This is a genomic window from Allorhizobium ampelinum S4, from assembly GCF_000016285.1.
GTDB classification, from domain to species: domain Bacteria; phylum Pseudomonadota; class Alphaproteobacteria; order Rhizobiales; family Rhizobiaceae; genus Allorhizobium; species Allorhizobium ampelinum.
Genome location: NC_011989.1, coordinates 3,525,460 through 3,547,674 on the forward strand (window position 1 = coordinate 3,525,460; position 22,215 = coordinate 3,547,674).

The following is a 22,215-nucleotide window of genomic DNA, read 5'->3' on the forward strand; positions in this document are numbered from 1 at the left end:
GGAGGCCTTTTCCAGGGATTGCCGTAACCTTCATCGAAACCATCGATACTGCCCCATTCTTCAACCCTCCCCTTTATTCAACCCTTAAAGCCCGGCCACAATAGCGCGGCATCGCGCCGATGATCGCAGTCTAAGCGTCTCTAGCCGCCAATCCGATACTGCTCGGACCTGCCCCCCTTTGCAGCCGGTCCTTGCAGCCAGCCCGGCTTACGCTGTCCATACTGCATAAACATGTCAAAGCAATTTAAACCGGTCACATGAACCTGGTCTTAAGCCCCGCCACATCACCGATCTGTCTGCTCATGGTCGAGAGGATAAACAGGACCCGCTTCAACACCAAGTCACGTTGGGGTGAGGGCAACCTTGAAGCGAAGAGAAAACAAAAAAGCCGCCGGCATTTGCGCCGGCGGCTGGTATTTTCAATAGGAATTGACCGAATTAAGCGGCCAGATCGCGCAGAACGGTCTGCAAGATGCCACCGTTATTCACGTAGGTCACTTCGTCAAGCGTATCGATGCGGCAGATCAGCGGCAGATCCTTTACCGTGCCATCGGCATAGGTGATCTTGGCGATCTTCTTCTCGCGTGGCTTGATCTCGCCTTCGAGGCCTTCGATCGTCACGGTCTCGTCGCCCTTCAGGTTGAGGCTGGCCCAGGTGGTGCCGTCCTCGAAGCAGAAAGGTACAATGCCCATGCCGACCAGGTTGGAGCGGTGGATACGCTCGAACGACTGGGCGATCACGGCGCGCACGCCGAGCAGGTTGGTGCCCTTGGCAGCCCAGTCACGCGACGAGCCGTTGCCGTATTCGACGCCTGCAAAGATCACCAGGGGAACGCCCTCGGCCTTGTACTGCATGGCCGCATCGTAAATCGACATCTCTTCCTTGGACGGATAATGGATGGTGTAGCCACCTTCCTTGCCGTTCGGGCCGAGCATGTGGTTGCGGATACGGATATTGGCGAAGGTACCGCGCATCATCACTTCGTGATTGCCGCGACGGGTGCCGTACTGGTTGAAGTCAGCCACGCCAACGCCATGGTCCAGCAGATAAGCGCCAGCAGGCGACGCCGCCTTGATGGAGCCAGCCGGCGAGATATGGTCGGTGGTGATCTTGTCGCCGAACAGACCCAATACGCGAGCATTGGTGATGTTCTTGAGACCGGAGCCGCTCTTGCCCATGCCCACGAAGTAAGGCGGGTTCTGCACATAGGTGGAGTTGTCGTCCCAGGCATAGGTCTGGCCAGCCGGAATCTGAACGGCCTGCCAGTTTTCATCGCCCTTGAACACGTCGGCATATTTGCTTTCATACAGCTCGCGGGTGACGTATTTCAGGATGAATTCCTGGATTTCCTTCGAGGTTGGCCAGATGTCCCGGAGGAAAACCGGATTGCCGTCCTGATCTTCGCCCAAAGGCTCCGTGGTCAGGTCCTTCTGGACTGAACCGGCCAGCGCATAAGCCACAACCAGCGGCGGAGAGGCCAGATAGTTGGCCTGAACGTCCGGCGAGATACGGCCTTCAAAGTTACGGTTGCCCGACAACACGCCAGCGGTGATCAGGCCCTTGTCGTTGATGGTCTTGGAGATCGGCGCTGGCAGCGGGCCAGAGTTGCCGATGCAGGTGGTGCAGCCGAAACCAACGAGGTTGAAGCCAAGCGCATCCAGAGACACTTGCAGACCAGACTTGGACAGGTATTCACCAACAACCTGGCTTCCAGGTGCCAGCGAGGTCTTGACCCAAGGCTTGGACTTCAGGCCCTTGGCAACAGCATTGCGGGCCAGAAGGCCAGCGGCAATCAACACGCTCGGGTTGGAGGTGTTGGTGCAGGAGGTGATAGCGGCAATCGCCACATCGCCATGACCGAGGTCGAAGTCAGTGCCTTCAACCGGATAGCGATTGGAAAGCTGGCCGGGCTTCTTATAGTCGCCTTCCAGAGCCGTTGCGAAGTTTGGCGCAATCGTTTCCAAGGCCAGACGGCCTTCCGGACGCTTTGGACCGGCCATCGACGGCACAACGTCGCCGAGATCGAGTTCCAGCGTGTCGGTGAACACCAGTTCGGAACCGTCGCCATCGCGCCACATGCCCTGCGCCTTGGAATAGGCTTCGACCAGTGCAATCCGGTCCTTGGTGCGGCCCGACATGGTGAGGTAGTTGATGGTTTCGCCGTCAACCGGGAAGAAACCGCAGGTCGCGCCGTATTCTGGGCCCATGTTGCCAATGGTGGCGCGGTCGGCCAAAGACATCGAATCCAGACCGGGGCCGAAGAATTCAACGAACTTGGACACAACGCCCTTCTTGCGCAGCATCTGCACAACGGTCAGCACGAGGTCGGTGGCGGTGACGCCTTCCTTGACCTTGCCAGTCAGCTTGAAGCCGATGACTTCAGGCAGAAGCATGGAAACCGGCTGACCAAGCATGGCCGCTTCCGCTTCGATACCGCCCACGCCCCAGCCCAGAACGCCCAGACCATTGATCATGGTGGTGTGGCTGTCTGTGCCAACGCAGGTGTCAGGATAGGCAGTGGTTTCGCCGTCTTCATCCTTGGTCCAAACGGTCTGGCCGAGATATTCAAGGTTGACTTGGTGACAGATGCCAGTGCCCGGAGGAACAACGCGGAAGTTTTTGAACGCCTGCTGGCCCCACTTGAGGAAGCGGTAACGCTCGCCGTTGCGCTCATATTCCAGCTCAACGTTGCGGGCAAAAGCGGTTGGCGTGCCGAATTCGTCAACAATAACCGAGTGGTCGATGACGAGGTCAACGGGAACCAGCGGGTTGATCTTTTCCGGATCGCCACCCAGCGACACCATGGCATCGCGCATGGCGGCCAGATCGACCACGGCGGGAACGCCGGTGAAGTCCTGCATCAGCACGCGGGCAGGGCGATAAGCGATTTCGTTTTCAGCCGTGCCCTTGTCAACGAGCCAGGCGGCGACGTTTTCAATGTCGGCCTTGGTGACGGAGCGGCCATCTTCGTTGCGCAGCAGGTTTTCCAGCAGCACCTTCATGGAATAGGGCAGTTTGGAGACGCCGGTCAGGCCATTGGCCTCGGCCTTGGGGATACTGTAATAGACATAATCCTTGCCATCGACGGAAAGCGTCGACCGGCAATTGAAACTGTCAAGCGATTTGGACACGGATAGAACCCCGCTGATACTGATAGCCAACACATACGTGCGGACGCCTATGCACTACATGCACATCAGGATGCGGGTGCGACCATTTCCGCTGTCCGCCCGTGAAAATCGCTTTACGCAACATTCAAGTTCGGCGCTAGGATGATGGACACGCCGGTCGCTGGCGTGGTTGCAGGTCTTATAGAGAATTTCCAAGAACTGTTCCAGAGTGTAGAAGGCCAAATGGCACAATTTTTTAAAGGCGATAAGCTTTGCTAAACAAAGGGGAAATCACCCGGCTAAATGCCCTGGAACTGGCCGCAAAACGCGGGGAAGATCTGCTGTTTCGCAACGTCTCCTTCACGCTGTCATCTGGCGAAGCGCTGATCCTGACCGGTCGCAACGGATCGGGAAAATCCACCTTGCTGCGGGTCATCGCCGGCTTCATCCGGCCAGAGCGCGGCTCCGTCCTGTTCGAATCACCTGGCACCGAGCCACGACCGCCCCGCGAGGTCAGCCATTATCTCGGCCATCGCAACGGCATGAAGGCGGAACTGACGGTGGCTGAAAATCTGGAATTCTGGAAGGCATTTCTCGGACAGCCCCAAGGCGGCGCGGGTATCTCCATCGAAGAGGCCGCCGATCAGGTCGGGCTGGGCGGCATCACCCACCTGCCCTATGGCTATCTTTCTGCCGGGCAGCAGCGGCGCTTTGCCATGGCCCGGCTGCTGGTCTCCTACCGGCCGATCTGGATTCTCGATGAGCCGACAGCGGCACTGGACGTGAAGGCCGATGAGATGTTTTCAAGCCTGATCCGCGCCCATCTGGCCCAAGGCGGCATGGTGCTGGCCGCCACCCACCAGCCACTGGGCCTGGAAAGCCCGAAACAGTTGGAAATGAAGGGCTTCGACTACGGCGATCTGGAGGATGCGGCGTGATCGCTCTTTTCCTGCGCGACTTGAAACTGTCGGTCAGGGCGGGCGGCGGCGCGCTGATCGGTGTGCTGTTCTTCCTGACTGTGGTTGCCGTCATTCCCTTTGGCGTCGGACCGGATATGAATCTGCTGGCCCGCATCGGCCCGGCCATTGTCTGGATTGGCGCGCTGCTGTCGGCGTTGCTTGGCCTCGACCGGCTATTTCAGGCCGACCGTGATGACGGTTCGCTGGATCTGCTCCTGATGCAGGAGACACCGCTGGTGCTGACCGTTTTCGTAAAGTGTCTCGCCCATTGGACGGCGACCAGCCTGCCGCTGGTGATCGCTTCGCCGCTGCTGGGCCTGTTCATGAATATGAGCGAAATAGCCATCGGGGCGGTGATGTTGACGCTGCTGGTTGGCTCTCCCGCACTCACCTTCATCGGCGCTGCCGGGGCAGCCGTCGCCGTGGCCCTACCGCGCGGTGGATTGCTGGTGTCGATCCTGGTTCTGCCGCTGGCCATTCCGGTGCTGATTTTCGGTGTCAGCGCCTCCTATGCGGCTGTGGAAGACCCGGCCCCTTTTCTGCCGCCCTTTCTGTTTTTATCGGCACTTACTTTATTCTTCGCTGTCATCGGGCCATCGGCAGCCGCATTGGCGCTTAGAAACACAGCGGATTGATCGTTCTTGACCCCCTGCAATTGATTGCGATCAATTGCAGCAACACCATCCTCAGGGTAGAAAGCAGCATGACCGACAATAGCCTTGCTTCGACCAAGCTTACTGCCCGATTAAACGCGCTGGCCAATCCGACCCGGTTTCTGGCACTGGTAGCGCGTGTCCTGCCATGGATGGCGGGAATAACCGTTATTCTGCTGGCCGTTGGCCTGACGCTCGCCTTTACGACAGAGGGCGACTACCAGCAGGGCGATACGGTGCGGATCATGTATATTCATGTGCCCGCCGCCTGGCTGGCAATGATGTGCTATTCGGTCATGGCGATTTCCGCCATCGGCACGCTGGTCTGGCGTCATCCGCTGGCCGATGTCAGCCATCGGGCTGCGGCCCCGTTGGGGGCAGCCTTCACCTTCATCGCGCTGGTCACCGGCTCGCTCTGGGGGCGACCGATGTGGGGAACATGGTGGGCCTGGGGCGATGCCCGCCTGACCTCGGTGTTCATTCTGTTCCTGATGTATCTGGGCCTGATCGCCCTCAACCGGGCCATGGACGATCCGTCGAAATCGGCGCGGATCAGTTCGGTGCTGATCCTGGTCGGCTTCGTCAATATTCCGATCATCAAATTTTCCGTGGAATGGTGGAATACGCTGCACCAGCCTGCCAGCATCATGAAGCTTGGCGGCCCAAGCGTCGATCCGGAGTTTTTGCGGCCACTGCTGATCATGGCCGTGGCCTTCACGCTGCTGTTCTTCACCCTGCATTTGATGGCGATGCGTAACGAGATCTGGCGGCGGCGAATCATGGCCCAGCGCCGTCTTGCCGCCCGGGTCGCCTCGCAGGAGAGCGCATCATGAAATATGCCTTCTATATCGGCACCGCCTATGGCCTCACCGCCGCCGCCATCCTGTTCATGGTCTTCTGGATCTGGCTGGAGGGGCGCGCGCGTCAGAAAGAATTGAAGGCGCTGGAGGCAGCAGGCATCCGCCGTCGCTCCGATCCATCGACAGAAAAGGCGCTCTGATGGCTGAGAACAGGCTGGAAACCGCTGAAAAGCGCGGGCTTTCCCGTTACCTGCTGGCGGCCATTCCGCTTGCGGTTTTTGCGCTGATCGCCGGTACTGCCGGAAAAATGCTCTATGATCAGGATTTCAACGGCAAGAATGTCAGCGATATTCCATCCGCACTGATCGGCACCAAAGCGCCCACCCTGAACCTGCCGCCGCTGGAGGGCTCCAACCTTCCGGCGCTGACCTCTTCCGCCATCACGGGCAAGCTGACACTGGTCAATGTGTTTGCGTCCTGGTGCATACCTTGCCGCGACGAGCATCCGCTGCTGAAACAGCTGAGCAATGACCCCCGCATCCAGATCGTCGCCATCAACTACAAGGACAAGAGCGATAATGCGCTCAGGTTTTTGGGCGAGCTTGGCAATCCCTACAAGGCCATCGGCATCGACCCGAACGGCAAGGCGGCAATTGACTGGGGCGTCTACGGCATTCCGGAAAGCTATCTTGTCGCCCCGGATGGCACGATTGTTTATAAGCGGGTTGGGCCTTTTGATGCGCAGTCGATAGAAAAGGGTCTTTACCCGGCTATCGATAGGGCGCTTGCCGTCAAAGCCATTACAGAGCCGCCTGCCAGGCCTTGATCGCATCCACCGGCCAGACCAGCATGATGACATTTAGTGTCAGATTGTCGCGGATCAGATACCCCGTCAGCAACTCGAAAAATACGGCAACGACAATCGTTAGCCACACCGGCACACGGGCTGCAAACAGGAAGCCGAGCGCCATGAACACGGTATCCATCGCCGAATTCAGGATGCTGTCGCCTTCATAGCCAACCGCCATGGTCGCAGCCCGGTAACGATTGATGATGACGGGTGAATTTTCCAACAATTCCCAGCCCGACTCGATCAAGGTTGCCAGCGTCAGGCGCTGACCGAACGACCCGCGCCGCAGCACCAGCCAGCCGAGACCATAAAACAGGAATCCGTGGATGATATGCGAGGGCGTGTACCAATCCGCCAAATGTTGGGAATTGCCCGGTGTATTCACCCCCGCCTCGAACAGCTTCACATAGCCGCAGGAGCAAATCCAGATCCGGCCCATGAAATGCTCGGCAAAGATCTGCACGGCCAGAATGATGACGGGAACCACCAGCCAGAACGAGGCGGCATGATGGGTTTTCGGCGCTCCCGCTACAGCCTTCACTTGCCGCCCTCTTCCGCCTTATTTTCCAGGGAATGGCGCATGATCAGCGGCATCTGCGCCAGCGTGAAGAGGATGGTGATCGGCATCGTTCCCCAGACCTTGAAATTCACCCAGACATCATTGGTGAAATTGCGCCAGACCACCTCGTTCAACACCGACAGGAACAGGAAGAAAATACCCCATCGCAGGGTCAACTTGCGCCAGCCCTCGTCATCGAGTTGAAAGGCGGCGTTGAAGACATAGCCGAGCAAGGATTTGCCAAACAGTAATCCACCAAGCAGCACCAGGCCGAACAGTGCATTGACGATGGTCGGCTTCATCTTGATGAATGTGTCGTCCTGGAGCCAAATCGACAGCGATCCGAACACCAGCACCACCACGCCGGACACAAAAGGCATGACCGGCAAATGCTTGAAGACGATTTTGGACACGACCAGCGCCACCACGGTGGCGACCATGAACAGCGCCGTCGCAATCAGCAGCGGCCCGCCGATGGCGGTCAGGGCCGGAAAATGCGCCGCCAGCCATTCGCCGCGCAGATTGCCGAAGAAGAACACCAGCAGAGGCCCAAGCTCCAAAGCCAGCTTCAGCAAGGGGTGATGCTGTTCTGCCGCACTTGGTTGCTGGTCTGCGTTTCCTGCTGTCATGGTATCCTGCTTTGCTCTTCGGGCTCAATACGGTGATTAACGTGAAATTGCGTCGAATTTAAAGGTGGGTGCTTTAGCCTGAGGAGCCAAAACCGGCAATGGCGCGGGCAAAATCCTCGGCCTCGAAGGGTTCGAGATCATCCACGCCTTCGCCAACGCCAATGAAATAGACCGGCAATTTGTGCTTGGCGGCGATGGCGACCAGAATACCGCCGCGCGCTGTGCCATCCAGTTTGGTCATGATCAGGCCGTTAACACCGGCGACATTGCGGAAAATTTCCACCTGGTTCATGGCGTTCTGGCCGGTGGTGGCATCCAGCGTCTGCAACACCGTATGCGGCGCATCCGGGTCGAGCTTGGAGAGAACCCGGACGATCTTTTCCAGCTCATCCATCAACTCGGTCTTGTTCTGCAAGCGACCGGCTGTATCGATAATCAGCACGTCGGATTTCTCCGCCTTGGCCTTCTCGAAAGCATCATAGGCCAGCCCCGCAGCATCGGCGCCCAGCTTGGTGCCGATAAAGGTGGAGCCGGTGCGATCCGCCCAGATCTTCAACTGCTCGATGGCGGCGGCGCGAAAGGTATCGCCCGCCGCCAGCATCACTTTCAGCCCGGAGCCGGACAGTTTGGCGGCCAGCTTGCCGATGGTCGTGGTCTTGCCCGTACCGTTGACGCCAACGACGAGAATGACATGCGGCTTGTGATTGAGGTCCAGTGCCAGCGGCTTGGCCACCGGCTTCAACACCTTGACGATTTCGGCCGCCATGATCCGCGTCACGTCCTCGCCGGTCACATCCTTGCCATAGCGCTCGGACGACAGAGTGCCGGTGACACGCATGGCGGTCTCGACGCCGAGATCGGCCTGGATCAGCAGATCTTCCAGCTCTTCCAGCGTCTCTTCGTCCAGCTTGCGCTTGGTGAACAGTGCTGAGATTTGGCCGGTGAGCTGCGAGGAGGTGCGAAACAGCCCGGCTTTCAGGCGCTGGAACCAGCTCTGTTTCACCTCAGGCGTTTCCGGCTCAGGCTCAGGCTCGACCACGGTCGAAAAGCCCCTGGGCAGCGCGATTTCGGTGCCGGGCGCAGCACCTTCCGCCTCGTCGAGTAACTCGTCGAAGGAAGGCGTCGCGTCAGATGCGTGTTCTTGAGCAGCGTCTTCGGCTTCCAGAAGAGAAAGCGGCAAGAGGCTCAGATCATCCGCCGTCACATCGTCTTCATCAGCCTGATCCTCAGTCAGATCATCGGAAGGCCCGCCTGCCGTATCGACCTCCTCGGCCAAAACAGGATCTTCAGCCAGCGGCAATTGCTCCACACGGTCATGTGGCTCGCTCTCGGCGGCAATGGCAGCTTTTTCCTCGGCGGAAAGCCCGGCATCGACACCTGTTTCGCTTGGCTTGTCCTTGCCAAAGGTGAAGACTTTTTTGATGAATCCAAGCGCCATGATGTTCTTTGCTTTTCGACGTTCAGGCCGCAGCGGCGGCTGACTGTTCAATAATCAGGTGACGTCCATTGTGACCGCCGATCACCGCATCCACAAGGGCACCCGGCAGATGGCCCGGAGCGGCCACCAGGGTGAAGTCCTGCGTATGCGCCATTTCGTTGCGCTCCACCAGCAGCTTTTGCTGTGAACCGACCATGTGTTCAAGATGGGCATGATGCAGCTGTTCGGCAACCGCACGAAGGCTGGCCGCACGCGCTTTCACCAGGGCGCGGTCCAGTTGCGGCATCCGGGCGGCCGGTGTACCGGGCCGGGGGCTATAGGGAAACACATGCAGATGGGCGATGCCGATCTCTTGCGCCAACCGGGCAGAATTTGCCGCCATCTCCTCGGTTTCAGTCGGGAACCCGGCAATCATATCAGCACCGAAGCTGAAATCAGGCCGCAGGACGCGGACCTGTGTCGCAAACCCCAAAGCATCCGCCCGTGAATGGCGGCGCTTCATCCGCTTCAGGATCATGTCGTCACCATGCTGCAACGACAGATGCAGATGCGGCATGAAACGCGGCTCTTCGGCGATCAGATCGAGCAAGTGGCGGTCAACCTCGATACTATCGATGGACGACAGCCGCAGGCGCAGAATGTCAGGCACCTGTTTCAACAGCGTCTTTGCCAATAGGCCAAGGCTGGGCTGGCCGGGCAGATCAGCGCCGTAGCTGGTGGCATCCACGCCGGTCAGCACCACCTCGCGGTAGCCGTTTTCCACCAGCTTGCGGGCCTGTTCCACCACGGCCCCCATTGGCACGGAGCGCGAATTGCCGCGTCCATAGGGGATGATACAGAAGGTGCAGCGATGGTCGCAGCCGTTCTGCACCTGAAGGAAACCGCGCACATGGCCGTCAATATGGCTGACCATCTGCGGCGCGGTCTCTGTCACGCTCATGATATCGTTGACCCGCAGCTTTTCCGCCGCAGCCACGCCGAAATCCGGCAAGGCCCGGTAATGTTCGGCCTTCAGCTTTTCCTCATTGCCCAGCACCAGATCCACTTCCGGCATGGCGGCAAAGCCTGCGGCATCGGTCTGGGCGGCGCAGCCGGTGACGATAATCCGCGCTTGCGGGTTTTCACGCCGAGCCCGGCGAATGGCTTGGCGGGCCTGACGCACCGCCTCGCCCGTCACCGCACAGGTATTGACCAGAATGGCCTGATCAAGGCCCGCCTTTTCGGCCTCGGCCTTCATCACTTCCGATTCGTAGGTATTGAGGCGGCAGCCGAAGGTGATGACGTTTATGTCGCTCACGAGACGGAGGCCTCGTGGCCAGCCTGCTGCTCACGCTGCCAGTCGCCGGTCTGCGGATCGAGCTGTCCAGCCCATTCCCATTCTGCCGCACCGGTCATGATCACATGCCCGTCACGCTCGCGCCATTCGATGTCGAGGGCCTGGCGGTTGGGGCTGGAGGCGACGGTGATCGTCACCTTGCGCTCGGCGCGCCCGGTGCGCGCTGCGGAAACGCCCGCAGCACAAGCGGCGGAACCGCAGGCCAGCGTCAGCCCAGCGCCGCGCTCCCAGGTGCGGGTGGTCATCGTGGTCCTGGATGTGACCTGCGCCAAGGTAATATTGGCCTTTTCGGGAAACAGCGGATGGTTTTCGAGCAGCGGCCCGAACCGTTCCAGATCATAGGACATCGGATCGCGGTCCACCCAGAACACCGCATGCGGATTGCCCATCGACATCACGGCAGGCGAATGCAGCACCGGCGCATCAATCGGCCCGATCTGCAATTCGATCCGGCTGGTATCATGAAACTCTTCCGACAGCGGGATGCGGTTCCAGTCGAACACAGGTGAGCCCATATCCACGGACACCGTCCTATCGTCATGCTCGACAGCATTGAGAATACCGGCCAGCGTCTGGAAGGTGAAAGCCTTCAGGCCGGTTTCCGCCGACAGCGCCTGCACCACACAGCGCGTACCGTTGCCACAGGCCTGCGCCAGCGTGCCATCGCAATTGATAATGTCAATATAGGCGAAGGTGCCCGCCAGCTTCGGATCATGGATCGCCATGATCTGGTCGAAATGGGTTTCAGCGTTACCCGCCAGCGCAATAGCTGCCTGCGGCATGACCCGGTCGGCACGGCCGCGCATGTCAACGACCAGGATCTTGTTGCCAAGCCCGTTCATCTTCGCGAATTCGACCCGATTGCCCATAGCCTTCCTGTCCTGCGGTTGTTGAGCGCTATATGGCGCAATTTCACTGGAATTACCAGTGGCAGCGGGGGTCAACCGGCAGGCACATCAAACACCTGGCCAGCCCGCAAAGGCCGGAACCGTTCGGGCGCAATGCCCGCCGCTTCCAACGCGGTGGCCAGATGGTCCACAGGCTCCGTGATCGGCTCGTCGGTCAGTTGGAACGTTCCGAAATGATGGCCAACGGCAAAAGAGGCATTGCAGAGCGTAAAACCCTCCACCGCTTCCTGCGGGTTCTGATGCTGGCCGCGCATGAACCAGCGCGGCTCATAGGCGCCAATTGGCAGGTTAGCCAGCCGGAACCCTCCATATTTCCGGGCCGCAGCCCGGTAATTGATGCCATCGTGAAAGCCGGTATCGCCGATATGGTAGATCTTGCCGGCAGGCGTTTCGAGCACAAAAGCAGCCCACAGCGCCATGCGCCGATCCCTTGCCCCGCGCGCCGACCAGTGATGGCAGGGTTCTGCGGTGACACGGGTATCGGCGCTGACCGCCAGATGCTGACCCCAATCCAGCACGCTGACATGAGCCAGAGGCACGGCACGGCGAATGGTGACATCATTGCCCAATGGCGTGACGAAATGCGGCGCAAATGCGTGATGCAGGCGCGCCAGCGTCTTTCCGTCGAGATGGTCGTAATGATTATGGGTGATCAACACCACATCAATGGGCGGAAGGTCGTTCAGCCGAATTCCCGGAGCGATCGCTCGCTTCGGCCCGGCAAATGCCACCGGGCTGGCCCGGTCGGACCAGACGGGATCGGTCAGAATATTAAGCCCGCCAACTTGGATCAGCATCGAGGCATGGCCGATCATCGTCACCCGCAGATCTTTGCCATCGACACGCGGCAGTGGCCGAGCCTGCCCTTCCGGCAACTCGACCTGCTTGGGCCAGCGAGCACGCTGCCCATTGAGCTTCCAGCGCATCACGGAGTTAAAGCCGAAGGGCGCGATACCGCCAGGATTGAAAAAACGGGTTCCATCGAAATGATCGGAAACGGGACCGCGATAATAGGGATTTTTTGTCATGACATCTTCAATTGTTAAAATCGATGACTTCCCAGAAAGTCACGATCACCTAGATATGGATTACAACCGTTTTTTGGCAAATAGGACATATGGATGTATTTGATAAAAATAACCGTACTGATTACGTCCTGGGCTTTTGTTTTTGCCCCGCCGACATGGGCGCAAAATATCCCCGCCCCCATTCACGGCGTGACCTTTGAAGAATGGGCAGCCGCCAACGCCCGTATCGCCAACAATATGGACAAAAGCGAGGTTGAGAACATACTGGGCGTGACCGAAACGCAATTTCAGGAGGTCGATGCTGGCTTTACCAAGGCATGGAAAGAATCGCCCGACCCGCAACGCGAATTCTCCCGTCTCTATGGCGAGGCATTTGCCAATCCCAACAGCGGTCGATTTGCCAAGGCCCCGATGCAGGTGGCACAGAAAGGCAAGCTGGCGACCTTTGAAGACTATGCGAGAGTTCAAGGCCACCTGCAAGCGGCTGTCAAATTCGGCATCGACCCACAGAAGGTTCTCGAGGAACACGGCCTTACCGTCTACGAATTCTCGCAGGAAGCCGGACAATGGGTTCAAAAGCTCGCAACCCAGGCAAAAGCCGGTGGAGATGGCCAGTCGATCATGCAGTGGCACGACAGGCTGGCCTTCTATGAAGAACAATACAGCAAGGGTTATGCAAAACCGTGAGGCATACCCTCGCGAAACCCTCATCCGCACTGCTCAAGGCAAAGCATTCTTGACTCCTGCGGCATTTTGCTGTTTACCACTCCCAAATCTGCGACGAGACATGACTCCGAGCCGCCGACCGGGACCCGTAAAGGTATAAAGAGTTCCCGGAGGTCAACACCCGACAGCGCGATGCGCCCTCGGGTGATTTTTGGCTTTGCGTCTTGTTTTCGGCACAGGAAAACCCGAGGTTTGGGGCAACCCAACCCATGAGGATGATGCGATGTTTGAGAACCTGCAGGACCGCCTTGGCTCCATCTTGAATGGACTGACCGGCCGTGGCGCGTTGTCGGAAGCCGATGTTTCCGCCGCCCTGCGGGAGGTTCGCCGCGCCCTGCTGGAAGCCGACGTCGCCTTGGAAGTGGTGCGCAGCTTTACCGACAAGGTGCGGGAAAAGGCGGTTGGTGCCGCCGTTCTGAAAGCCATCAAGCCCGGCCAGATGGTCGTCAAGATCGTCCATGACGAATTGGTCGACATGCTGGGCGCAGAAGGCGTCTCCATCGACCTGCACGCACCGGCCCCGGTTGTCATCATGATGGTCGGCCTCCAAGGCTCGGGCAAGACCACGACGACCGGCAAGATCGCCAAGCGGTTGACCGACCGCGATCGCAAAAAGGTCCTGATGGCCTCGCTGGACACCCGCCGTCCCGCCGCCCAGGAACAATTGCGGCAATTGGGCGTGCAGACCGGCGTCGATACGCTGCCGATCATTGTAGGCCAGTCGCCGACCGATATTGCCAGCCGCGCCGTGCAGGCGGCCAAGCTCGGCGGCCATGACGTCGTCATCCTCGATACCGCAGGCCGTACGCATATCGACGAGCCCTTGATGGTCGAAATGGCCGACATCAAGAAGAATGCCAAGCCGCACGAAATTCTGCTGGTTGCCGATGCGCTGACCGGTCAGGACGCCGTCAATCTCGCCCGCAATTTCGATGAGCGCGTCGGCATTACCGGCCTGGTCCTGACCCGTATGGACGGCGATGGCCGTGGCGGCGCGGCCCTGTCCATGCGCGCCGTCACCGGCAAGCCGATCAAGCTGATCGGCGTCGGCGAAAAGATGACGGAACTGGACGAGTTCCATCCGCGCCGGATTGCCGACCGCATTCTCGGCATGGGCGATATCGTTTCGCTGGTCGAAAAGGCCGCTGAAAATATTGACGCCGAAAAGGCCGCCGCCATGGCCGCCAAGATGGCCAAGGGCAAGTTCGATCTCGACGACCTCGCCGACCAGCTGCGCCAGATGCAGAAAATGGGCGGCATGGGCGGCATTATGGGCCTGATGCCCGGCATGGCCGGAATGAAGGACAAGATGGCCGCCTCAGGCATGGACGACAAGATGTTCGGTCGCCAGATCGCCATCATCTCGTCGATGACCAAGGCCGAGCGCACCAATCCCGACATTCTCAAGCATTCCCGCAAGAAGCGCATTGCCAAGGGCTCCGGCACCGATGCGTCCGAGATCAACAAGCTTTTGAAAATGCACCGCCAGATGGCCGACATGATGAAAATGATGGGCGGCAAGAAGGGCGGCGGCATGATGAAGCAGCTGATGGGCGGTCTGGCCGGCAAAATGGGCATGGGTGGAATGGGCGGGATGGGCGGGATGGGTGGCATGCCGGATCTCAGCTCCATGGACCCCAAGCAGCTGGAAGCGCTGGCACGCCAGGCTGAAGCCGCCGGTATCAAGCCGCCTCCGGGCCTGGGTGGTAGCATGGGTGGCGGGCTTCCCGGCCTGGGTGGTGGAAAATTGCCTGGACTTGGTGGAGGCTTTCCCGGCCTTCCCGGTCTCCCAAAGAAGAAGTGAGGATAGCTGCCGATGTCCCTTCCCGTGTTTGATACCGCCATCAGACAGGAACTTGCCGGTTACCGCCAGTCGATTGACAATATCGACGCGGCACTGGTGCATATGCTGGCCGAACGCTTCCGCTGCACACAGGCAGTCGGCGTGCTGAAAGCCAAATACGACCTTCCAGCCGCCGATCCAGCGCGGGAGGAATACCAGATTGAACGTTTGCGGCAGCTTGCCAAGGACGCCCAACTCGACCCGGATTTTGCCGAGACTTTCCTGAATTTCATCATCAAGGAAGTTATCCGGCATCATGAAGCCATTGCGGCTGAACATAGCAGTCAAACGGAACAGACCGCCTGACGGCGGCCTCAACAACAGACCGGACGCCACAGACCGCGCCGGTTAAAAACCAAGGAGTATACCCATGTCCCTCAAGATTCGTCTCGCCCGTGGCGGTTCCAAGAAGCGTCCTTACTACCAGATCGTCATCGCCGACGCCCGCAGCCCGCGCGATGGCCGTTTCCTGGAAAAGGTTGGTTCCTGGAACCCGATGCTCGGCAAGGACAATGAAAAGCGCGTTGAACTGAACGCCGACCGTATCAAGGAATGGATTGCCAAGGGCGCACAGCCGACCGACCGCGTTCTGAAGTTCCTCGCAGAAGCTGGCCTGGCTGAACGCGCTGCACGCAGCAACCCTGAAAAGGCAAAGCCCGGCAAGCGCGCTGTCGAGCGTCTGGCTGAAAAGAAGCAGAAGGCTGATGCCCTGGCTGCTGCAACTGCCGAAGCCGCTGAATAATCGGTTTGAAATGATTTGACCGACGGGCGGCATGGTTTCATGTCGCCCGTTTGTCGTTTATTCTTCCTCCGCGTCTACCCATTTTCAAACAGCCCCCGACTGTCGCCAAGGACCTTCATCCGCCATGACCAAGCTTGAAAATCCCGTGCTGATGGCCGTTATCGGTGCCGCCCAGGGCCTCCGTGGCGAAGTGCGGGTGAAGTCCTTCACCGCCGATCCGATGGCGCTTGGCGATTACGGCAAACTGCATGCCGGAGATGGCCGGGTCTTTGAGGTGCTGGATATTCGTGAGGCGAAAACCGTTGTCGTGGTGCGCTTTCGCGGCGTCAATGACCGCAATGCCGCCGAAGCCTTGAACGGGCTGGAACTGTTTATCGAGCGCAGTGCGCTGCCCGATGAAGAACTTGATGATGACGAATTCTACTATGCCGACCTGGAGGGTCTGGCGGTGGTGGATGCTGAAGGCAATAGCTACGGCACCGTGACGGCGGTATTCGATTTCGGCGCAGGCGATCTGCTGGAAGTAAAAGGACCGGGCAAGCGCCCCGTTCTTGTGCCATTTTCCGAGGCCGCCGTGCTGCAAATCGATCTGGAGGAAGGCAAGCTGTTGATCGACCCGGAAGCAGCAGGCCTGAAGGACGACGGGAGCGAGGAACCGTTCAGCGCCGATGGCAAGCCGAAGAGCGGCGGCCGCTGATATGACCTTTCAGGCAACTGTGCTGACGCTCTACCCGGAGATGTTTCCCGGGCATCTCGGCGTGTCGCTGGCAGGCCGAGCGCTGGAGCGCGGCCAATGGGCCATGGAGGCGGTGCAGATCCGCGATTTTGCCAGTGACAAGCACCGTAGCGTTGATGATACGCCCGCCGGTGGTGGGGCAGGCATGGTGCTGAAGCCGGATGTGCTGGCCAAAGCCATAGACAGTCTGGGAAACGATGACCGCCCCCGCCTGCTGATGAGCCCACGGGGCAGGCCGCTCACCCAGAAACGGGTCCGCGAAATCGCTGGCGGTAGCGGCGTGGTGATCGTCTGCGGACGATTTGAGGGTGTCGACCAGCGGGTCATTGAGGCCCGCAATCTGGAGGAAGTCTCCATCGGCGATTATATTCTCTCAGGCGGAGAGCCAGCGGCCCTGACGCTTCTGGATGCCGTGGTGCGTATCATCCCAGGCGTGATGGGCAATGACCTGTCCGGCCTGCATGAAAGCTTCGAGGGCGGATTGCTGGAACATCCGCATTATACCCGCCCGCAAGTCTTCGAGGGACGCGAGATCCCGGCGGTGCTGACCTCGGGCAATCACGGTGCCATCGAGGCCTGGCGCCAGGAGCAATCTGAGACACTGACCCGCGAGCGGCGACCCGATTTGCTTTCTCAGCCCTCAGCAAATCAACCCCAGGCCAATCAGCCTTTAAAAAAGTAATAGATCGCCAGCGACAGGCCAGCGGCGATCACCAGCCAGCGCAGCAATGTCTGCGGCGCACGTTTGGCCATGTGCACGCCAGCATAGCCACCCAATGCCGCCGCAGGCAGCATAATGCCCGCATGCAGCCACGACACTGCGCCAGCCGTTGCAAACACCAGGATGGCAATCGCGGCGATGACAATAGCCAGCAGGTTTTTCAGCGCATTCAGGTGGTGGTAATCGCCGCCGCTGGCAAATTGCAGCGAGGCCAGCATCATGATGCCCATGCCCGCCCCGAAAAATCCGCCATAGATAGAGGTGATGCCCTGCAACAGCAATCCGAGCAGGTTGGCGGGGTGCTGCTGATCAGCCTTGCGCCTCAGCCGGGGACCAAGCGCAAACACCAGCGTTGCCATCAGCAACAGCCAAGGCACCAGGCGGCTAAAGGTGGGATTGGAGAGGGAAATCAGGATCAGCGCGCCGACCAGCGAACCAACGGCTGAGATGAACGACAGCAGCGCAGCACTTTTCCAATGGGCAGCGATTTCACGCCGATAGGCGAGCGTCGAGGTGATATAGCCGGGAAACTGGATGATGGAGGAGGTCGCATTGGCCGTGACCGATGGCAGGCCCGCCAAAGTCAGCACCCCGAAGGTCAGAAACGTGCCGCCACCGGCAATGGCATTGACCACCGCCGAGAAAAACCCGGCGACAAACATCAGACTGATGATTTCGATTGACATGAATTGCTCCCCCCGCGCCGTTATTGCAAGAGGCTGCGGCCCGCGCAAGCCGATCACCCGAGCAAAATTCTTGGGAGCAAGGGATGACAAGCCGGACCGATTGGTATAAGGGCAGGCGCAGAAACGGGTGTAATCCCGTCGACGAGACTGAAAAGACCGAAAACAAAGAACTGCGAAACCGCTCCCGCCGCAAGGCGTCATCCCGAGGCTTTGGACCCAAGGACGAATGATGAGCGCTCTGGCTGTTTCAGAAGAACTTGAAAAGGTTAAACCGATGAACATCATTCAGCAGCTGGAAGCCGAACAGGCCGCCACGATCGAAGCCAAGCGCACCCTGCCGGAATTTTCTCCTGGCGATACGCTGCGCGTCAACGTCCGCGTCACGGAAGGCAACCGTACCCGCGTACAGGCCTATGAAGGCGTTTGCATTGCCCGCTCCGGCGGCAGCATCAACGAAAGCTTCACCGTTCGCAAGATTTCCTACGGCGAAGGCGTCGAGCGCGTTTTCCCGGTCTATTCGCCGCTGGTCGAAAGCGTCGAAGTGGTCCGTCGCGGTAAGGTCCGTCGCGCCAAGCTTTACTACCTGCGCGACCGTCGCGGCAAATCCGCTCGTATCGTTGAAAACACCGGCACCCGCGCCCGCAAGCTGAACGACTCCGAGCGTGCAGCACTTGCCGAGGAAAAGGCACGCCTGGAAGCCGAAAAAGTTGCAGCAGCACAGGCTCTCGCCGCTGAAAAGGCCGCAGCAGAAGCCGCTGAAAAGGCTGCCGCCGCTGAAGCCGAAGCTGCAAAGGCTGCCGAAGGTTCGGCTGAATAAGTCTGGCATAGTCTTTCTGAAAAAGGCGGTCTTCGGGCCGCCTTTTTTGTTGCCATCCGCTCATTCAACACATTGGCAACACAGGGGCAGCACAGGAATAACCCTGCGGCCACGCGACGCAGGGCCGTTGCCAGATAATGATCTTGAAACATTGCGGTCTCCCGCTTACTGCTGATCAGGCTGTGGCGGTTCGGCAAGCACCGGCACGATCAAGGGAAAGCGGATGCGCGCAAGGCGGATGACATGGCAAATGGCGGTGCACGTCTGGTGCATGATCGCTGTTGTCGCGATTGGCTTTGCCCATAAAGCCCCTCAGGCTTTTGCAACACCGCAAATCCCAACGGAATTTGCCGCCTATACCCTCCCGGATGGTTCGCTACCGGTCCTGTGCATCTCCAGCCAAACCTCCTTTGCGCCTGAAGATCACGGCAAAGCCCACGGGCATCTATCCCAAAGCGGCTGCGAAGCCTGCCGTATCGGCGCCTCCATCCTGCTGCCCATGCCTGCGGATACGATTGGCGTGGCGGCCCGAGCCAGCCTTGAAACGGCAAGTCCGCCTGTTCAAGCACCGGTTATCGCCCGGCTCTTTCCCCCCAATAGCGCGCCCCGCGCCCCACCCCTTGGCTAACATCTGATCCGGCCATGCTTCTGTTGCGCCCTGCCTCTCTTGCAGCACGGCGAGGAACGCATGGCCATCACCGGCAGCAGGGTTTGGTCAACAGGGTTTTTCCTTCGACTGACGCTCAGCTCCATCAGATTTCATGCCTATGGCCCTGCGGGCTTTGCCGGATCACATGCGTTTGCAGGTCCGCCCGTTGCATGTCCAGCAACCCAAGCCATCAGGCATCCTTCCAAGGTTTCAACCATGTCCACCATCACATCCCTGCCGGTCGAAAAGCCGGTAGCAGCCTCGACCCGAGGATTTTATTTTGCCGCCTGGCGCTGGCATTTCTATGCAGGGCTCTATGTCGCCCCTTTCCTGATTGTGCTGGCCGTGACCGGGCTGATCATGATGTGGAGCGCCACCCTGGTCGGACGCGACGGAGAAAAGGCTTTCACCGTCACCCCCACATCTGCCCAGACGCTTGTGTCGCAACAGGCAGATGCCGCACTGTCCGCCATTCCGGGAGGGGTTATCGCTCAATATATCGCGCCAGCCACACCAGAAAGTGTGGCGGTTTTCCGGGTTAACCGGGGCCAAGAGTCGATGATGGTCGCCATCAATCCTTATGACGCGCAAGTGCTGGGTCAATGGAGCCGCCGCACCGCGCTCTACGACCTGGCCGAAAGCATTCACGGCGACCTGCTGATTGGCACACTCGGCGACAGGCTGATCGAAATCGCCGCCGGGTTCGGCGTGGTGCTGATCATCACCGGGCTTTACATGTGGTGGCCGCGTCAAGGCGAGAGCTATTTGCGACTGCTCATTCCAAGCTTTGCCGAAAAGGGTCGCCAGCTGTGGAAATCCCTGCACCGCACCATAGGCTTTTACGCCTCGATCCTGCTTCTGGTCTTTCTGGTCTCGGGTTTGAGTTGGGCAGGCATCTGGGGGGAAAAATTCACTCAGGCCTGGAGCACCTTCCCGATTGGCAAATGGAGCGATGCTCCATTATCCGATGCGACCCATGCCACCATGAACCATGGCAGTATCAAGGATGTTCCCTGGACGCTGGAACAGGCCCCCATGCCGATGTCCGGCTCCGCCGCCGGTCATGCCGGCCTGCCGGGTGGACAGACGGTGACGCTGGACAATGTCATCGCCTTTGCCCGCGCCATCGGCTTCGATCACCGCTTCCAGCTGAATTTCCCCAAGGACGAAACCGGCGTCTGGAGTATTTCGCGCGATACGATGAGCAATGACAGCACCAACCCGCTGTTGGACCGCACCGTGCATATCGACCGCTATAGCGGCAAGGTGCTGGCCGATATCAAATATGAAAACTATGGTCTGGCTGGCAAGGCCATGGCCGTGGGCGTTTCCTTTCACATGGGTACGATTGGCCTGTGGAATCTGGCACTGGTCACCGTTTACTGTCTGGCGGTGATTTTCCTCAGCGTCAGCGGCATCGTTATGTGGTGGATACGCCGTCCGAAAGGCGCGTCACGGCTGATGGCGCCCGCCTATCCATCCGACATGCGCCTCTGGAAAACCGGAGCGATCGTCATGCTGCTCACCTCCCTGCTGTTTCCGCTGACGGGCGCGGCGCTGCTGGCTGTCATCCTGCTCGATATGGTGCTGATCCGCCGGATCAGGCCGTTGAAAAGGGCATTGAGCTAAACCGAAACTCAAAGGCGGCGCATCGAAAGCCGCCAGCAATCCATCCCACCCAAAACCAAAGGACATGATCATGACTGTCACATCCAGAACACTGGCCACATTTGCCCTCTTCGGCGCCCTGGCCCTGGCAGGCCAAGCCTTCGCCCACGCTCATCTGGCCAGTGTCGCCCCGGCGGACAAGGCGACCATTGCCAGCGCTCCGAAAACCATCGACCTCAGCTTTACCGAAGGGCTTGAGCCGAAATTTTCCGGCGTCGACATCACCGGCCCGCAACAGCAAAAGATCAAGACCGGTGAAGCCGTGGTCAGCAAGGACGGCAAGGGCCTGAGCGTTCCGCTCAGTGAGCCGCTTGCTCCTGGCGCCTATAGTGTCGAATGGCATGTTCTGTCGGTCGATGGTCATAAGTCCAACGGTACGACCAGCTTTACCGTCAAGCCGTGACACCCGAACAGGTCAACATCCTCTGCCGCCTGGTGTTCGACGCCTGCGCGCTCTTCCTCTGGGGCGCGCATGGTTTTCTGTGGCTCGCCGTGCCGAAAAACCTTTCGGCAGGCATCGCGCAGCACCTTGCCCGGTTTTATCAGCCTGCCCTCTGGTTGCTGGCAATAGCCGGAACTGGCAAGATCGCCGCCCAGAGTGCCATGCTCGGTGATGGTTGGCAGAACGTGACCTCGACATTGATGATTGACCTGCTAACAGCCACGCAAAGCGGCAGGGCGTTCGGGCTTCAGGCCGGGCTCGCCCTGGTGCTGGTCCTTGGCTATTATACATTACCCCGCCATCGTGGGCCTGTCGTAACGCTGCTGGGTGCACCCCTGTTGATGAGCCTTAGCCTCAGCGGCCATGCGGTGGCGCAAGGAGGCTTGCTCGGCCTGCTGCACCGCGCCAATCATAGCCTGCATCTGCTATCCGCAAGCCTGTGGCTTGGTGCCTTACCGCCCGTTCTGTTGCTATTAAACGCCATGCAGGATCCTCGAACCCGGACACCGGCCCTGACTGCGTTGATGCGATTTTCCACCATCGGCCATGTCGCCGTGGCACTGACGCTGGTCAGCGGGATGCTGAATGTCTGGCTGATCACTGGTCTGTCACTCGACATGGCGGCATCCTATCAACAAGGGCTGGCCCTAAAAATCGCCGCCGTCGCCGCCATGGTGACGATTGCTATCGTCAATCGCTATGTTTTCGTGCCGCAACTGCATCGAAACCCGGTTCAGGCCTTGCGGGCCATCAGGATTGGCACGTTGGCGGAATGCGCACTTGGCCTGATCGCCGTGGCACTGGTGTCCGCCTTTGGAACGATGCAGCCTGGATAACGGCGCAATTGCAACACTCCCAGGACAGAGGTCATGCTGTAATCCCTTGAAATGCATGGATCACCTGTGACAGTGTCT

At 59.4% G+C, this 22,215-nt stretch carries 24 protein-coding genes; 16 read left to right on the plus strand and 8 right to left on the minus strand.

The features are described 5' to 3' along the window. Positions 1-438: 438 nt before the first annotated feature. Positions 439-3,132 (minus strand): aconitate hydratase AcnA, encoded by a 2,694-nt coding sequence (acnA, locus tag AVI_RS16550; RefSeq protein ID WP_015917443.1) that lies wholly within the window; start codon positions 3,130-3,132, stop codon positions 439-441. A gap of 251 nt (positions 3,133-3,383) precedes the next feature. Between acnA and ccmA the strand changes: the two genes are divergently transcribed. From ccmA to AVI_RS16575, 5 genes are all read left to right on the plus strand, one after another. Then, positions 3,384-4,049 carry a heme ABC exporter ATP-binding protein CcmA gene (gene ccmA / locus AVI_RS16555; protein WP_015917444.1) on the plus strand — a complete coding sequence of 222 codons (666 nt, stop codon included), beginning with the start codon at positions 3,384-3,386 and terminating at the stop codon, positions 4,047-4,049. After that, the gene (gene ccmB, locus AVI_RS16560; protein WP_015917445.1) at positions 4,046-4,705 is read left to right on the plus strand and encodes a heme exporter protein CcmB; all 660 of its coding nucleotides are present in this window, start codon (positions 4,046-4,048) and stop codon (positions 4,703-4,705) included. The genes ccmA and ccmB overlap by 4 nt, the downstream gene beginning before the upstream one ends. Before the next feature lie 68 nt (positions 4,706-4,773). Beyond that, positions 4,774-5,556, plus strand: coding sequence for a heme ABC transporter permease (locus tag AVI_RS16565; RefSeq protein WP_015917446.1), 783 nt, complete (start codon positions 4,774-4,776; stop codon positions 5,554-5,556). Next, positions 5,553-5,723 (plus strand): heme exporter protein CcmD, encoded by a 171-nt coding sequence (gene ccmD, locus AVI_RS16570; protein ID WP_015917447.1) that lies wholly within the window; start codon positions 5,553-5,555, stop codon positions 5,721-5,723. The genes AVI_RS16565 and ccmD overlap by 4 nt, the downstream gene beginning before the upstream one ends. Continuing rightward, the gene (locus AVI_RS16575) at positions 5,723-6,349 is read left to right on the plus strand and encodes a DsbE family thiol:disulfide interchange protein (RefSeq protein ID WP_015917448.1); all 627 of its coding nucleotides are present in this window, start codon (positions 5,723-5,725) and stop codon (positions 6,347-6,349) included. Before ccmD ends, AVI_RS16575 begins: the two co-directional genes overlap by 1 nt. On the opposite strand, the gene AVI_RS16580 is transcribed toward AVI_RS16575, so the two are convergent. The 6 genes from AVI_RS16580 to AVI_RS16605 form a co-directional block, all read right to left on the minus strand. Continuing rightward, entirely contained in the window at positions 6,324-6,914 is a 591-nt protein-coding gene (locus AVI_RS16580; protein WP_015917449.1) for a DUF2585 domain-containing protein, read from the minus strand. The genes AVI_RS16575 and AVI_RS16580 overlap by 26 nt on opposite strands. After that, complete coding sequence (locus tag AVI_RS16585) at positions 6,911-7,561, minus strand: septation protein A (protein WP_015917450.1); 651 nt, start codon at positions 7,559-7,561, stop codon at positions 6,911-6,913. The genes AVI_RS16580 and AVI_RS16585 overlap by 4 nt, the downstream gene beginning before the upstream one ends. 73 nt (positions 7,562-7,634) lie before the next feature. Further along, complete coding sequence (gene ftsY, locus AVI_RS16590; RefSeq protein WP_015917451.1) at positions 7,635-8,999, minus strand: signal recognition particle-docking protein FtsY; 1,365 nt, start codon at positions 8,997-8,999, stop codon at positions 7,635-7,637. A 22-nt stretch (positions 9,000-9,021) separates the two neighbouring features. After that, entirely contained in the window at positions 9,022-10,296 is a 1,275-nt protein-coding gene (gene mtaB / locus AVI_RS16595; protein ID WP_015917452.1) for a tRNA (N(6)-L-threonylcarbamoyladenosine(37)-C(2))-methylthiotransferase MtaB, read from the minus strand. Further along, positions 10,293-11,204, minus strand: coding sequence for a diaminopimelate epimerase (gene dapF / locus AVI_RS16600; RefSeq protein ID WP_015917453.1), 912 nt, complete (start codon positions 11,202-11,204; stop codon positions 10,293-10,295). Before dapF ends, mtaB begins: the two co-directional genes overlap by 4 nt. 71 nt (positions 11,205-11,275) lie before the next feature. After that, positions 11,276-12,271, minus strand: a complete 996-nt coding sequence (locus AVI_RS16605; RefSeq protein ID WP_015917454.1) for an MBL fold metallo-hydrolase — start codon at positions 12,269-12,271, stop codon at positions 11,276-11,278. Between the two features lie 93 nt (positions 12,272-12,364). Between AVI_RS16605 and AVI_RS16610 the strand changes: the two genes are divergently transcribed. The 6 genes from AVI_RS16610 to trmD all read left to right on the plus strand — a co-directional run bounded on the left by AVI_RS16610 (position 12,365) and on the right by trmD (position 17,000). After that, complete coding sequence (locus tag AVI_RS16610) at positions 12,365-12,958, plus strand: hypothetical protein (RefSeq protein WP_041697209.1); 594 nt, start codon at positions 12,365-12,367, stop codon at positions 12,956-12,958. A 262-nt stretch (positions 12,959-13,220) separates the two neighbouring features. Continuing rightward, positions 13,221-14,801, plus strand: a complete 1,581-nt coding sequence (ffh, locus tag AVI_RS16615) for a signal recognition particle protein (RefSeq protein ID WP_015917456.1) — start codon at positions 13,221-13,223, stop codon at positions 14,799-14,801. Positions 14,802-14,813: 12 nt separating this feature from the next. Continuing rightward, on the plus strand, positions 14,814-15,146 hold the full coding sequence (locus AVI_RS16620) for a chorismate mutase (RefSeq protein WP_015917457.1): 333 nt from the start codon (positions 14,814-14,816) through the stop codon (positions 15,144-15,146). Between the two features lie 64 nt (positions 15,147-15,210). Next, complete coding sequence (rpsP, locus tag AVI_RS16625; RefSeq protein ID WP_015917458.1) at positions 15,211-15,582, plus strand: 30S ribosomal protein S16; 372 nt, start codon at positions 15,211-15,213, stop codon at positions 15,580-15,582. Between the two features lie 124 nt (positions 15,583-15,706). Next, the gene (gene rimM, locus AVI_RS16630) at positions 15,707-16,279 is read left to right on the plus strand and encodes a ribosome maturation factor RimM (RefSeq protein ID WP_041697211.1); all 573 of its coding nucleotides are present in this window, start codon (positions 15,707-15,709) and stop codon (positions 16,277-16,279) included. A gap of 1 nt (position 16,280) precedes the next feature. After that, positions 16,281-17,000 (plus strand): tRNA (guanosine(37)-N1)-methyltransferase TrmD, encoded by a 720-nt coding sequence (gene trmD / locus AVI_RS16635; RefSeq protein ID WP_041697213.1) that lies wholly within the window; start codon positions 16,281-16,283, stop codon positions 16,998-17,000. Here the strand turns inward: trmD and AVI_RS16640 are convergent. Then, entirely contained in the window at positions 16,982-17,725 is a 744-nt protein-coding gene (locus AVI_RS16640) for a sulfite exporter TauE/SafE family protein (RefSeq protein ID WP_015917461.1), read from the minus strand. The genes trmD and AVI_RS16640 overlap by 19 nt on opposite strands. A gap of 274 nt (positions 17,726-17,999) precedes the next feature. On the opposite strand from AVI_RS16640, the gene rplS reads away from it, so the two are divergent. The 5 genes from rplS to copD all read left to right on the plus strand — a co-directional run bounded on the left by rplS (position 18,000) and on the right by copD (position 22,137). Beyond that, entirely contained in the window at positions 18,000-18,542 is a 543-nt protein-coding gene (gene rplS, locus AVI_RS16645) for a 50S ribosomal protein L19 (protein ID WP_015917462.1), read from the plus strand. A 250-nt stretch (positions 18,543-18,792) separates the two neighbouring features. Further along, a complete protein-coding gene (locus AVI_RS16650) occupies positions 18,793-19,170 on the plus strand; it encodes a hypothetical protein (RefSeq protein WP_234617682.1) in 378 nt (125 codons plus the stop codon). 237 nt (positions 19,171-19,407) lie between these two features. Continuing rightward, positions 19,408-20,820 carry a PepSY-associated TM helix domain-containing protein gene (locus AVI_RS16655; RefSeq protein ID WP_015917464.1) on the plus strand — a complete coding sequence of 471 codons (1,413 nt, stop codon included), beginning with the start codon at positions 19,408-19,410 and terminating at the stop codon, positions 20,818-20,820. A gap of 64 nt (positions 20,821-20,884) precedes the next feature. Further along, a complete protein-coding gene (copC, locus tag AVI_RS16660) occupies positions 20,885-21,262 on the plus strand; it encodes a copper homeostasis periplasmic binding protein CopC (protein WP_015917465.1) in 378 nt (125 codons plus the stop codon). After that, positions 21,259-22,137 carry a copper homeostasis membrane protein CopD gene (gene copD, locus AVI_RS16665; RefSeq protein WP_015917466.1) on the plus strand — a complete coding sequence of 293 codons (879 nt, stop codon included), beginning with the start codon at positions 21,259-21,261 and terminating at the stop codon, positions 22,135-22,137. The genes copC and copD overlap by 4 nt, the downstream gene beginning before the upstream one ends. Positions 22,138-22,215: the final 78 nt, after the last annotated feature.